Source organism: bacterium (genome assembly GCA_019695305.1).
Classification (GTDB): domain Bacteria; phylum UBA10199; class UBA10199; order UBA10199; family JAIBAG01; genus JAIBAG01.
Genome location: JAIBAG010000023.1, coordinates 22,582 through 35,968, shown reverse-complemented (window position 1 = coordinate 35,968; position 13,387 = coordinate 22,582). Strand labels below are relative to the sequence as shown.

Sequence of the window (13,387 nt, the reverse complement as noted above, 5' to 3'; positions counted from 1 at the left end):
ACAGAAAAGGATATTCTTCTCGTCGAACATCGTCTCAACCATAGACCGAGAAAATGTTTAGACTTTTATACTCCTGCGGAAATACTCAAAAAATTACGTAGTGGTGCACTTCCACCTTGAACGTACCTTTTTTTATTCTTTAACGTCTGCTTCATTTTAAGTAATTAATTGAAATAACTTATCTTATTTTCTTTTCCTGTCACGGCACCAGCTTTGCATTCTTAAGAGGTCTGGGTATTTTGTAGCTGGGCAGACGTATTATCTATTGTCAGGCTTTTTTACCAAAAAACATAAAGGGTGGTGAGCGTACTAACATTATGAGTTTGCCTCTACGGGTTAGCTCATCGGGCCGCAATTTGTTTGCTGGGCAGACAAAAAAACGGCTTCACCTGCACTATGCGGGTAAAAGGAGAATATTATGGGTGGTGTACAATTACAAATTGGTGGGGAATGTAAGTTAGATGTTTCGGTACCGCATTATGACACGAGCTTTCCTTTTCATGATTCGCGTCGTAGTATGCCGTCTCGTGCTACTACCACAATCAATTATGGCCCTGTAACGGCGACTGTAGATAACAATACATCCGAAGCCGAAAGAGCCAAAACCTTACTAGCGTTGTGTGAAGGCAAAATTGCCACCACAGACGTGACTAACAAAAAAGGTGTCGTGGTACGCACCGTATTGGCCGATAAACCCACACATTGGGTTAAAAAAATGTATGTTACTCCGCCAGAAAATGTGACCACCATTACCGGCGTTGTAGTGGAATAACAAAAAAACTAATAAAACCCCCGGAAGATTTTTTCTTTCGGGGGTTTTTATTTTCAATTATTCTGGAGACAAAGGATCACGCGCCAAGTAACCCAAAACTTCTATTTTCCAGGTGTAGGCCTGGGCATAACGTTTATTATTACCGCGCGATAGTTGGTCCAATTCAAGGATAAACGATATTTTTTGAGGAGTATCCAGATTACTAAAACGGGTCATTAAGTCCGGGGTCCACCGTTTGGCATTGGCTAAGGCTTCAATTATGTTGTGAACTGAATCTACCACTCTGCCACTTGACATAAGCTGGAAAGTGCTACCATCAGGGCCTCTTGAACTTCTTATCCATTCTTCACCGGCATAAACTGTGGCATCCAGATGAGCTTTGAGTTGATCTCTGATTTGTTCCAATCGTAACAGGGTTGCTTTTTGATCGAGGGGAGTTCCTTTTCCTACTTTTTGTAAAAGCTCATTGGCTTCGGAACAAAGAGCAGCAGGATCGGTTAATGCTCTTTGCCCTTGCACAATTTGCTGGGCTTGATCCCTGATAGAGTCAAGAGGTAAGGGGGTGCCGGGGTAGTTAGGAATGGTTTTGGGCAGATAATCAAAAATTTGTTTGTAATCTATGCCGCTTGTTCTCCCTTCATATTCCACTTTTAATATAAGATAGGCTACTTTTTGAGGGATAGTGAGGTATGTAAATACCGCGCTTTCCCAGGTGGGGTTGTTCGGGCTATTTCCTACCAGTGCTATTACTTGATCTCTTATGCCCGTTTTTGCCAAATAGTCTTTCACTACTCTTAAAGGCTCATCAATATTGGCGTAACTTCTACCAAGCCGACGGGCTTCCCGAAACGCTTCATCCATTTTAAGAAGAGCTGTTCTAAATGTATTCCAATCGTCATCCACCTGTGTACTGCCTGTTACGCCTGCAACAGAGCCTGCGTTACCTCCGTTAACCGGTCCGGCCACCGGCATAGCGCTAATGCGCGATTGGATTAACGTATCAATCTGGCGGGTAATGTTGCCGGTGAAGGTTTCATCATAGCCTAAACTTTCTAGCTGTTGTTTTTGAAGTAACAGGCGAGCCAATTCGCCTTGAAATTTTAAATCGTTTAACAAGGCGGCAATGCTTGTATCATCGCGAAATTCGGGAGGCAGCATATAGCCTTCGCGTAAAAAGCGCGTGAGTTCAGCTTCATCCGGTTCGGGGGATTGAGATGCCATGCCTGGCACGCGGGTATCGCCCGGTAACGTGTATTGTTTTACTATTTCATCGCCTATGGATACGCCTTCTTTTGTGGTGAGGCTTTTAAATTGCGGATGTAACGTTTCTATCCAAAGCCACGCTGTAGCCCACACTTCATCAGGTGTTTGAGTGCGCTTGCAGTTACCTAGCTGTTTATTAAAGGCCGTATAGGCTAATTCTATGCCATCTTGTTCGTAAACCGTACTCACGTTGGTGACAATAGTGATGAGATTTTGAAAATGGTCTTCGGTAAGAGTGGTGCCGTCTTGTGTTTGAAAGCCAATAAATTGGGAACGAAATTGGTAGCTGTTAATGCCAACAGCATTTAAATCGCCCATGATTTTGCCTTCGGCTTCCATCCGAGACCAGTTGGGTTTAGAAGGTGCATAAAACAGTGCTGCGGGTCCTCCGCTGGCTGCTCCATAAGCAATAGTGGCGCCGGCGGCAATCTCAGGTAAAAGAGCTGTTTCTCCCATGCCAGTAACCAAGGCTCTAAAAATTTGAGGAAAAAGTCTAAACCCGCTGGTAGAAGCCCCGCTCGATTCCATAAGGGTAGTGGTAGAAAACCCACCCGCAAAACCTTCGCCCATCCAGTAATCGCCCACGGCTTCCATGGCTTTACCGGCTAAGAGAGCTACGCCCATGCCCGTTGCATCGGCTTCCATCACTTGAGCTTGTGGCGGTGTTTCTTCTACAAGTTCTTCAGAAGTATCTAGGCATTGATTCTCTTCCACCAATACATAAGTATCTTCGTGCGATTGCGGAAGCGGTTCCGATAAATCAAGTGATTCGTCACCCAAGTCTATAACATCCGTTTCGGTATTATCCGATTCGGGAGGAAATAAAACAGGATCGAGTGCTGTTAAATCGAGTGAAGCGTTGCCCATAAAAACTCTCTTTTTTTAAAAATGATGTTAATAAAAATGCCCACCGTAATTATCGGCACAGAGAGATAAAAAGTTGTGTGAAAAAAGGCGGTGAGGGGTAGCTTATTTATGATAGTTATTTCAAATACTTATGAATCTTCCAAAACTCCTTGTTATTTGTTTTTTATTAATATAAACCGTTTCGCCTTGGAAGTTTAAGAGGGTGATTAGCTCAGTTGGTAGAGCAGCTGACTCTTAATCAGCGGGTCGCAAGTTCGATCCTTGCATCACCCACACTAATACCATCAAGGGCTAGAGAGAAATCTCTGGCCCTTTTTTATTGTCAAAAATCTTGCTTTGGGACACGTGTGGGACACTATCTAACAACAAAATACAATAAATCACAAAATCACTTTTGTTTAATACCCAAAATTTTAGACGTAAAATATTCTTAACTGTCCCAGAAATGTCCCATATTAAATACACATGCAATCAAGTTATTGTATTTATTGCATAATTTATTATTATTATTCTGATTTATTATCATCTGTTGCTATTTATCGCTATTTTTTGTATGTGATTTAAATAATGGCAACTATCGAAAATCGTATCACTTCAGATGGCAAAAAGAGTTTCCGTGTAAAAATTAGATTACGAGGCTATCCAATTCAATCTGCAACCTTTGAACGGTTAACCGATGCGCGTAAATGGGTGCAGCAAACAGAAAGCGCAATTCGCGAAGGAAGGCACTTCAAAACTTCAGAGGCAAAACGGCATACGTTAAGCGAAATGATTGACCGTTATATTCGCGATGAGCTTCCTAAAAAACCTCGCAGCCTCAGAAATCAAAAGACACAACTGCTATGGTGGAAAGAACGAATTGGTACATATTTACTTTCTGATGTTACGACTCCTTTAATCGTTTCTTGCAGAGACAAACTGGCAAGCGAGCCTATAAATGAAAAAAATCCCACCAAATTAAGAACCCCAGCTACCATAAATCGCTATCTGGCAGCACTTAGCCATGTTTTTACTATCGCCGTAAAAGAATGGGGATGGGTTGAGGATAGCCCTTTACGAAAGGTAAGTAAGCCTAAAGAGCCGCGGGGTAGAGTCAGATTTCTAGCCGATGACGAACGTGAGCGATTACTAATTGCGTGTAAGGAAAGTTCTAATCCCTATCTCTATAACATTGTTGTGCTGTGTCTATCGACCGGTGCCCGCAAAATGGAAATCCTATCTTTACGCTGGAAACAGGTAGATTTTTATCGTGGCGTTATCGTGCTCGATGATACCAAAAATGGTGACCGCAGAGTATTGCCATTAACCGGACTAGCACTTGGCTTGATGAAAGCTCATTCTAAGGTTAGAAATATAGAATCAGACTTAGTATTTCCATCGGGACAAAAGCCACAAAAGCCTGTTGAAATTAAAAAAGCATGGGAAGCGGCTTTAGCAAAAGCAAAGATTGAAAATTTTCGTTTCCACGACCTTCGCCATTCCACTGCTTCTTATTTAGCCATGAACGGTGCCACCCTTGCAGAAATTGCAGAAGTATTAGGTCACAAAACACTCCAGATGGTTCGACGCTACAGCCATTTGTCGGAAGCCCACACGATTAAAGTAGTAGCTAACATGAATGCGAAAATATTTGGATAAATATGCCTTCTAAAAGTAAAAAAGAAAGTAATCAAAGGTTGTTATCTTATAAAAAGTTCATTTGGGAATGCATAAGAAGAAATGAAGGGTATAAAAAAACTTTTGATAAACTAGAAGCTTTAAGGCACAAAAAAGGTACAAAGGGGCGGCAAGAACAAGCAGTAAAATACTTAGAAATCGCCCGATATTACCGATTGAGTGTTCCGCATGACTATAAATTGGATTTTAATGATGCTATTTCTCACTCCATAGAGCTTGGATGGATAAAAGCCCCGAATCAGACATTAATGTCTCCTATAGCGGAAAGTTCATTGAAAGTTATCGATACATTAGAAGGTGGCTACCCTCCCCCAATAAGATTTGCTAAAAAATCAGAGTTTTTAGAAGATGGGAGATACCTCCATTTGGTTTTAGATGTAAGTCAACCGAAGGAAATAGCTTTGTTATTAGCTGGTGAAGCCATCGATTTAGCCGTTGGCTCATTAGATTCTGATATGGAATGGGGGCCTCAAAGGTTACATGAAACTGATTTACAACTTTTTATTTGGGATAAAAAATCCAGCGGATTAACTTTTGAAGAAATTGGTCAACTCCTAATCGATGAAAAACAAGTAAGGAAAAATGTGGATTTGGAAAGTGCGACCAAGTTAGCTAAATATCACCATGAAAGGGCTAATTCATATATCCAATCTATACCGGTTTTGAAGCCTCAAATTTTACCTGAAGAGCCGGAAAAATAAAGCCCGGGCCTTATCCTTCCCAGACAATCGCCAGAGAAAATTTTACAGTCTCCCATTATCGAGCAATTCAGCTCGGTTCATAGCAAAAGGAGATTGTATGGAAGCAGAATTAAAAGAAAAAACCAAACTCATTCCTATTACAAAATGGGCTGATTTTCATCCTTGGCCCCCGGTCGGTGGTATGCGTCATTTGGTTTTTAACGCAAAAAGGAACGGTTTTGACTATTGTCTAGTTAAAGTTGGTCGTCGAGTTCTCATAGACGAAGGCAAATTTTTTGACTGGGTAGATGCCCAAAAGAAAGGGGGTAAACAATGAAACCCCTTTCACCAAGGCAAAAGCGTGCCTTAATTACACTTACCAAAGGACCGGTTAGCACAAAGCGATTACGAGAGCTCGCTGGCCAACTTAATGGCCCTGACCTTATCTTTCAGCTTAGACGTAAAGGTTTTTGCATTATTACCGAACGCTTCAGCATGAAAGACCGTGATGGCAAACAATGTCTCCCGGGCTATTATAGGCTGCCATATGAAGAACGCGAGAGAGTGAAGAGCATGTTAGCGGCCCCGGAGGCAGCGTCAACTACCTCCGAGGTCCAGTCAGAACCGAATCTAGCTTGTATTTCAAGAACCGTAGCAAAATCGAGAGGGGGTTGCAATGCATAGTGCGACTTCCAAACTTTTATTTAAGGTAAAAACAAAAATTGAACCGATGGATTTTTATCATTCGGAGTTGGGCATTATGCCTGCTTCCGAAAATATACAATGGTTTCTGGGCGGTATTTGCCCTTTTCACAGCGACCAGAGAGAAGGTAGTTTTTATGTCCACCTAAAAAGTGGTGCATTCAATTGCTTCTCATGCGGAACTAAAGGCAGAGACATTATTGCTTTTGTTAAGCAGCGATATAATCTTGATTTTAGCGATGCCGTACAAAAGCTGGCAACAGAGTGGAGGGTACAATGATAAATGTTCCCTCAACCTTTAAGAACAAACGGTTAACTCATCTCTGGCATTATAAAGACCTTAACGGTGCTTTGTTGGGAGGAGTTGCCCGATATGATGACTCTAACGGTAAAGATACCATCCCTTTCTTCAAAAAAAATGGGAACACCTTTGAGATGGGTGGGGCTGAAACGCCTCGCCCGCTCTTTGGTTTAGAAACGGTTAGTAAATCTAAAGAACTAGCTTTTATAGTCGAGGGCGAAAAATGTGCCTCAGCCCTTCAATCTTTAAACCAGCCAGCCCTTACCTCTCCCGGAGGATCAAACCAAGCTTCTAAAGCCAACTGGGAGCCTTTAAGCGGTATTAAAAAGGTGATTATATTACCTGATAATGATACCCCCGGGGCATCCTATGCTAAAGAGGTTGCAACATGTTTAAAGAAGCTATCCTTTCCTCCTGAAATTTTAGTTTTAAAAATTCCAAATCTTCCTGAAGGAGGCGATGTTATTGACTGGCTCCAAACCCATATACCATCGTGGGATGGCCTAAGCCCCATACCGGATGAGCATAGCGGGATTATAAAACAGAAGTTTATAGAGCTAGTTCAGAATAATAGTACACCGCTTCCAAAAGACTGGGATTTATTGGTACCAACTGATTGGGTTTTACCAATTCCTTTAGATAGCTTTCCATTACCATCTTGGCCAAATGATGTTTTTCAAAAAGATATAGAGCTTTTTATTCAGGCTTTAGCCATCTCAACGGAAACACCAATAGAATTACCGGCAATGATGGTCATGGCTGTATTAGGAACAATTTGCGCAGGTAAATTTGTTGTTGAGGTAACGGCTGATTATCGTGAGCCAGTCAATATATGGACATGCGTGGCTTTGCCTCCTGCAAGTTTAAAAACAGCAATATTAAAAGCTGTATTGCCTCCTTTAAGACGATGGGAGAAAGAAAAGAGAAATACTCTTGAACCAGAGATTAAACGTTTAGAAAGTGAGCATAAAAGCTTAACTGAGGTTATTAACCATAAACGTAAGTTGATGGCACGGTCAAAAAGTGCGGATATAGATATACTTAAGACTGAAATTGCCGAGCTTGAAGCCAAGCTACCTTTAATACCAAAATGTCCACAAATATGGTCGCAAGATGTAACAGCAGAAAAACTGACTGTTCTTTTGTATGAGAATGATGAACGCATGGGCATTTTTACAGATGAAGGCGGAATATTTGAAAATATGGCAGGTAGATATTCTGGCGGTGTTCCTAATCTAGATATTTATCTGCAGTCACATTCTGCAAGCCCTGTTAGAGTATCGCGACAAGGTAGGCCATCAATTATGCTTGAGCAACCCTGTTTAAGCATAGGAATAGCTCCACAACCTGAAGTGTTAAGCAAGTTAGCTGATAAACCCGGTTTTCGTGGACGTGGATTGCTAGCCCGTTTTTTGTATGCGTTGCCAGCTTCAAATTTGGGATTTAGAAAAAGGGAAATGTTGGCGATGCCCGAGGAGCTACGCAATAATTACGATGCCACAGTAACTTCAATATTAAACTTACCGTGGAATCAATCCATAGATGGTCAAAAGCAAGCTTATCCACTTCGGTTAACACAAGAAGCTTATTTGCTATTCAATTCATTTGCCCAAAAAGTTGAGAAAGAATTAGCTGAGGAAGGAGTATTTGCTCAATTACAAGATTGGGCAGGAAAACTTCCCGGAGCGGTAATAAGAATAGCGGGATTGCTTCATATAGCTAGGCACGCGCAGGCTAAGCCGTGGGAAGTTTATATTCAAAAAGATGACGTAAATGCAGCAATAAAAATAGCTGATTGCTTATCTATACACGCTTTAAAGGTTTTTGACCTTATGGGTGCGGACCCTTCTGTTGAAGGGGCAAAGAAAATATTAAAATGGCTAGAGAAAAATCAAACCGAGTCATTTACTTTTAGAGATTGCCATTACGGAAACAAGAATCACTTTAAAAGAGCGGCAGATTTAGAGGGCGCTATTGATGTATTAGAAGAGCGAAACTATATCAAAAAACTACCCTCTCCCCTAGTAAGCCATCGACCAAGCCGTTTATTCAAAGTTAACCCAAGTATTTACAAAATTAAACCTTCTGTGGCTTTTGTCCCAGAAAACGGAGGTAGCATACATGAAAACTAATGATTCAGACCAAGCCTTACAACCATTGAATGAAACTCAGGAGGCCAAAGTGAAAGCATTTTATAAAAAGATGCAGGAAAAGGCTCCGCCCAAAATATCTCTTGCGGACGGATTGGATATTAGTCCTCCCCCTGAAGTGGTGGCAGAAATATCAGCAGCTTTGGGTACAACAGATGCGGGTTTAATGTCCCTCTTTTTAAATCAAGTAAAGGTGACTTTCCCAGATAGAGGTAAACACGAACAGAACAGTAATAATGCCTTGGCTATTCTGCATTCTTTAAAACCCCAATCTGAGTTGGAAACGCTTTTGTGCACTCAAATGATAGGTACTCATAATTTAGCTATGACCTTCTTTCAGAGAGCGCTTATAGACGGACAATATCCTGATATGGTTGATGCAAATGTGAATAGAGCCACGAAGCTGCTAAGAACATTTACTACACAGATGGAAACGTTAAATAAGTTAAGAGGCAAATCTCAACAAAAAGTTACAGTAGAGCACGTGCATGTTTATGAGGGTGGACAGGCTGTTGTCGGCAATATTGCGCAAGATAAGGGGAGGGTATAAATGAAAAGTGAGTATCAACCCCATGCAAAGCGGCGAGGCTGGCTAAAAAATGGCAATCCGGCTGGTGATTTTAATAATGCGCCTAGATGTGGTGCCAAAACACGACAAAAGAGTTCATGTCTCGCGCCAGCTATGAAAAATGGTCGTTGTCGAATGCATGGAGGGAAAAGCACGGGACCAAAAACGGAGCTAGGTCTTAATAATAGCAGAAAAGCCAATTGGAAGCATGGCCATTACAGTAGAGAGACTTGTCACCTCAGGAAAGAGGCCAAGGGTTTAATGAAAGAATTTGAGAAATTGAAAGAAGTAATAAAATAAACAACTATTTATCCAAAAAGTTAGAAGCCTTAACCTTAAAAGCGGTCGCCAACTTCCCCAAGGAATCCAAGGTGAGATTCACTAGTCCCGATTCAATCCGTTGATAATACTTATAATGGAAACCACTAAGTTCTGCGGCAGCTTCTTGAGTTAAACCTCTTTTTGTTCTGGCTTTCTTTATATTCTGTGCTACTTGCCTTTTGAGATTGGTTTTAGTCACACCAACTTATAAGATGGTGTCGTTATAAGAAACACCCCACTATAAGTAGGTTTCATTCATTTTAGAGAGATGGATTTATGAAAAAAATAATTTTATGCTTATTAAGTGTTTGTTTAACTACAAGCCCTGTATTTGCTGGAATTCAAGCTCAATGTACCAACTTTAAAGGGAAAACTAGCCCTTGTACAATTGATAATCAAGCGGGCAATCTTGTGGTTACTTATAAAAGTGCTGCAAATGCTTCTCTAAATAAAAATATTCCCGGCAAAAATATTACAGGCTTAAGTGGTGGTGAGTATGCACGGAGACGTGTTGCTGAAAGTGTTACCACAGCTATCCTTATTGCTCCCGTTGCATTGTTTATGCTTTTTAGCAAAAAGAAAATTGATAACTATGGTGTTGAATACATAGATAAAGATAAAAAACCGGCTTCGTTTCTAATACAGTGTAAGAAGAAGTACAGTATGACCCTTCAATCACTTTTACAATCAATCAGTGGTAAACAAGTGATTTTTCAAGAAACTGGGAAGAAATGAGGCTTAATAGAAAAGTTATGAATCATAAAATATTTTTCATTCTGTTTTTAGTAGCACTTTTTAGCTTTGGATGTGAATCACAGATCAAACTTACAAATTCTAAAATTCTATTGGATCATTCCATAACTTGTACTTTTCAAGAAGGGCAATCAGCTATAGCTAAACAGTTTTCTAATAACTATATTTTGGAGAAAGCATATAATTCTACACCTCTTATCTGGGAGTTTAATAACCTATTTACTGATAAGTCTAGCTATTCATCTGGTGGGGATGTTGGGCCCATATACTCTTTGAAACTTAATGTTGGGGTTCAGCCAAATATAGAGGGCGGTGGTGCTGGTTTATTTTTACCACAGGACAACGGAGGCCATTTATTCACGATTTGGGCGAATGGCACTGCCTACTGGACTAAACACAACTCAATTATGGGGACTGGTGGTGTTCAAACTTTTTTAGGAGAGTGTAAGAATAGATAAAGGTTATGATACAATATGGATTCCTCACAAAAATTAATTCAAAAGGAAAAACGTATCATTGCATTAAGCCTTATTGAAAAAAATAGAACTCATATTGAAAAATTTAAAGTCAAAAAAATGGGAGGTTGGGGGTGCTTGCCACTGTTGCTATCATTTTTATATGTAATAGGAGGAGCGATAGCATTATTAATATCGGGGAAAAAGCCTGAGCCAATCTTTTTTTCACCATTGGCTATGCTGATTCCTGCTTTTATGACTTACGATATTCATGAGGAATGGAATGATAAAATATTAGCCAAGGAAAGAGCCGCTCAAGATAACCCAATTATCAAAGATTTTGTTTATCAAGAAGGTTACATTTACTTAGATTCACAATTCAAATATTGGACTTATAAAATAGGTAAAAGCATTGGTATATTAATTAGCTGTATTATAATTACCATTGCTATAGTTTTATTATTCACATGGGTATCAGGGATACATTTTGACAAATCTACTGTAATTATAATTCTTCTAGTAATAATCATTCTAAATCAAATAAGAGGTAAATAATACTTAAGGAAAACGGAGGAAGTTCTTTATGATTAAAAGTTATTTTAGATATTTCATTTTATTTATATTTTTAACCCCAGCTTCTTCAGTGTTTGGGATAACAGCAACTGAACTATATCAGCAATGTAAGCTCGAGGAAAAAGTAAATGCCAAGAATCCAAGTGAAAACTCTCTTTCATTGATTCAGGATATGGTAGCTGTAAATAGATGCTATTCATATATTCAAGGTGTGGTTGATGGTTTTAGACTAGATCAGGATACATTTGGGACTTTGCTGGCTATGAATAAACAAACTGATGCAGAATTAATAGCGATAGGTAAAGTAATCCCTAGAATGTTTTTAAGCACGTGTTTACCTAATGCTGGAGTCCAAAATGAGGATATAGTTTCTGCTGTTAAAGATATGTATTTGTCAGACAAAACTTGGGCAGCTGAAGGTCAAACGGGTAGACAATTAGTGTTTATGGCTGTTGAAAAAAAATACCCTTGTGGTGTTAAAAAGTAATATGAGTGAAAATAAGTCCCATTTTCTTAAATCGAGTCTTAAGCTTACCCTTGTCACTATATTTATCATAAATACTGTTGTTTCATTTGCTTTTATATTTTTAGTTTTAAACGGGGATATTTATATTAAGAATATGCCTTTAGAAGTTTTGAATGTTAAGAGAATAAATATGTTGGATAATGAAGGTTCTATACGAGCAGTTTTGGGTATGCACTCTTCTGATGTGGCAACAATGCCTAGCCTACCTTCGCTTGGCTTTTTCGATAAAAATGGAATGAGTTTAATGTCTCTTACTGGTTCGTCTTTTTCACTTAGGAACATTGGAAATCAATGGAAAGAAGGTAAACAAGAATATGAGGGACCCTTTCTTAACTTAGAACCTAAAGGAGTATCATTGTATGATACGAACGGGATGGATAGATTATCAATCCTAATAGATAACGATGAGCCGAGTATACAGTTGCTAGATGAAACTGGAAAAATTTTAACAAGCATAGGAGTAATTAACCTTATTGCTGAAGATGGAACAAAATCAACAACCCCAGAATCTAGCTTAATATTTTTTCGTAAAAAAGATGGTACAGTTATCAGGCAATATCCTTAATTTAAAATGTATCCAAAATTGCAATGATAAATTGCAGCCTCTTTATTGTGCGATTTTTTTTGGGATAAATTCCAACTTAAATTTAGGAATATTCATTATTTTTAAAACTTAGTATATGGATAATATAGAAAGTTCAAATATATCATATTTTGCTGTAGCTTGGGTTGATTTTCTAGGGCAATCCCAAGCGCTGGAAAAAATTAAATCCATTCCTACCACAGTAGAGGAAAGAAAAGAATTTATAGAAAAAGCAAAACCTACCTTTGGGCATATTATCAAATTTAGAGAGCAAGTTGATATTTTACTTTCTCAACTTATGGGTGTTGGTCAAGATGGCAAATATATCCGCCCTAATTGGTCTGAGGAACAAGTAAAAATGTGGCATAGACACAATAAGCCATTTTTAAAAAAGGAATTTATAGGAGATGCTGTTTGTCTAAAGGTTTCTTTAGAAGAAAATGAAAATTATCATCCTATGAGAAGTGTATTGGTTTTGTTGGATGCACTACAAGTTCTCGCTCTTACCGCTCTGGCAAACGAAAAACCTTTAAGAGGGGGAGTTGATATTGGCATTTGTTGTGATTTTGAAGGAGGCCTTTATGGACAAGCGCCTGGAAGAGCATATTCCATTGAGTCGATAGAAGCCGTTTATCCTAGAATTGTATTAGGTTCACATTTTATGGACTATATAAATTCATACAACAAGGAGCTCCCTTTATTGCCAATATCACCCAAAGAAAAAGAGCAAATACGTTTAAACCTAAATGAAATTTTAAAGTTAATTACGAATGATGAGGATGGTAAAACTATATTAAATTATTTAGATAAGTCTGCCATGCCTTCGGCAATTTTTGATGAAACTATTCAAAAAGCAATAGAGTTTGTAAAAACAAGTTTAGAAACTTTTAAAGGGGATAAAAAGCTCCTTGAGCGCTATAATCGCTTAAAAAAATATTTCGAAAGTCATGGTTATACTATTTAAGTATTTTCAGGGACACTAGTGGGACACTCAGTTGCAAATAAAGACAAAAACTCACAACTTTCTACAAAATTAAAAATAAAAAATCCTTTTTAAAATCTTATGGTTACGTGTTGCATTGTGCTGTGGTTAGTTTGCCAAACAGGACTCTTAATCAGCGGGTCACAAGTTCGATCCTTGTATCACCCATACAAAAATCCCCAAACACAATGAGTGGTTTTGGGGATTTTTTTTG

The 13,387-nt window shown here is 39.0% G+C and carries 16 protein-coding genes and 1 tRNA gene; 15 read left to right on the top strand and 2 right to left on the bottom strand.

Translation table 11 applies throughout. The annotated features are described in order from the left end of the window. Window positions 1-418 precede the first annotated feature (418 nt). The gene (locus K1X76_10135; protein MBX7149426.1) at window positions 419-772 is read left to right on the top strand and encodes a hypothetical protein; all 354 of its coding nucleotides are present in this window, start codon (window positions 419-421) and stop codon (window positions 770-772) included. A 57-nt stretch (window positions 773-829) separates the two neighbouring features. Here K1X76_10135 and K1X76_10130 read toward each other — a convergent pair whose 3' ends face one another. After that, window positions 830-2,902, bottom strand: coding sequence for a hypothetical protein (locus tag K1X76_10130; GenBank protein MBX7149425.1), 2,073 nt, complete (start codon window positions 2,900-2,902; stop codon window positions 830-832). Between the two features lie 200 nt (window positions 2,903-3,102). Here K1X76_10130 and K1X76_10125 point away from each other — a divergent pair. From K1X76_10125 to K1X76_10090, 8 genes are all read left to right on the top strand, one after another. Continuing rightward, window positions 3,103-3,175: transfer RNA gene (locus K1X76_10125), tRNA-Lys, on the top strand. Between the two features lie 294 nt (window positions 3,176-3,469). Beyond that, window positions 3,470-4,540: a site-specific integrase gene (locus K1X76_10120; protein ID MBX7149424.1), complete on the top strand. Its 1,071-nt coding sequence runs from the start codon at window positions 3,470-3,472 to the stop codon at window positions 4,538-4,540. A 2-nt stretch (window positions 4,541-4,542) separates the two neighbouring features. Then, a complete protein-coding gene (locus K1X76_10115; protein MBX7149423.1) occupies window positions 4,543-5,280 on the top strand; it encodes a hypothetical protein in 738 nt (245 codons plus the stop codon). Between the two features lie 97 nt (window positions 5,281-5,377). After that, the gene (locus K1X76_10110) at window positions 5,378-5,596 is read left to right on the top strand and encodes a hypothetical protein (protein ID MBX7149422.1); all 219 of its coding nucleotides are present in this window, start codon (window positions 5,378-5,380) and stop codon (window positions 5,594-5,596) included. Window positions 5,597-5,935: 339 nt separating this feature from the next. Further along, on the top strand, window positions 5,936-6,241 hold the full coding sequence (locus tag K1X76_10105; GenBank protein MBX7149421.1) for a hypothetical protein: 306 nt from the start codon (window positions 5,936-5,938) through the stop codon (window positions 6,239-6,241). Continuing rightward, window positions 6,238-8,394: a DUF3987 domain-containing protein gene (locus tag K1X76_10100; GenBank protein ID MBX7149420.1), complete on the top strand. Its 2,157-nt coding sequence runs from the start codon at window positions 6,238-6,240 to the stop codon at window positions 8,392-8,394. Before K1X76_10105 ends, K1X76_10100 begins: the two co-directional genes overlap by 4 nt. Next, on the top strand, window positions 8,384-8,962 hold the full coding sequence (locus K1X76_10095; protein MBX7149419.1) for a hypothetical protein: 579 nt from the start codon (window positions 8,384-8,386) through the stop codon (window positions 8,960-8,962). The genes K1X76_10100 and K1X76_10095 overlap by 11 nt, the downstream gene beginning before the upstream one ends. Continuing rightward, on the top strand, window positions 8,963-9,280 hold the full coding sequence (locus tag K1X76_10090; GenBank protein ID MBX7149418.1) for a hypothetical protein: 318 nt from the start codon (window positions 8,963-8,965) through the stop codon (window positions 9,278-9,280). Window positions 9,281-9,284: 4 nt separating this feature from the next. Here K1X76_10090 and K1X76_10085 read toward each other — a convergent pair whose 3' ends face one another. After that, window positions 9,285-9,500 carry a helix-turn-helix domain-containing protein gene (locus K1X76_10085; protein ID MBX7149417.1) on the bottom strand — a complete coding sequence of 72 codons (216 nt, stop codon included), beginning with the start codon at window positions 9,498-9,500 and terminating at the stop codon, window positions 9,285-9,287. Window positions 9,501-9,577: 77 nt separating this feature from the next. On the opposite strand from K1X76_10085, the gene K1X76_10080 reads away from it, so the two are divergent. The 6 genes from K1X76_10080 (at window position 9,578) to K1X76_10055 (ending at window position 13,155) form a co-directional block, all read left to right on the top strand. Next, window positions 9,578-10,036: a hypothetical protein gene (locus K1X76_10080; protein ID MBX7149416.1), complete on the top strand. Its 459-nt coding sequence runs from the start codon at window positions 9,578-9,580 to the stop codon at window positions 10,034-10,036. Window positions 10,037-10,053: 17 nt separating this feature from the next. Further along, window positions 10,054-10,512 carry a hypothetical protein gene (locus K1X76_10075; GenBank protein ID MBX7149415.1) on the top strand — a complete coding sequence of 153 codons (459 nt, stop codon included), beginning with the start codon at window positions 10,054-10,056 and terminating at the stop codon, window positions 10,510-10,512. Between the two features lie 15 nt (window positions 10,513-10,527). Further along, window positions 10,528-11,064 carry a hypothetical protein gene (locus K1X76_10070; protein MBX7149414.1) on the top strand — a complete coding sequence of 179 codons (537 nt, stop codon included), beginning with the start codon at window positions 10,528-10,530 and terminating at the stop codon, window positions 11,062-11,064. 28 nt (window positions 11,065-11,092) lie between these two features. Then, a complete protein-coding gene (locus tag K1X76_10065; protein ID MBX7149413.1) occupies window positions 11,093-11,569 on the top strand; it encodes a hypothetical protein in 477 nt (158 codons plus the stop codon). Between the two features lies 1 nt (window position 11,570). Then, complete coding sequence (locus K1X76_10060) at window positions 11,571-12,173, top strand: hypothetical protein (GenBank protein MBX7149412.1); 603 nt, start codon at window positions 11,571-11,573, stop codon at window positions 12,171-12,173. A gap of 115 nt (window positions 12,174-12,288) precedes the next feature. Next, on the top strand, window positions 12,289-13,155 hold the full coding sequence (locus tag K1X76_10055) for a hypothetical protein (GenBank protein MBX7149411.1): 867 nt from the start codon (window positions 12,289-12,291) through the stop codon (window positions 13,153-13,155). Window positions 13,156-13,387 lie beyond the last annotated feature (232 nt).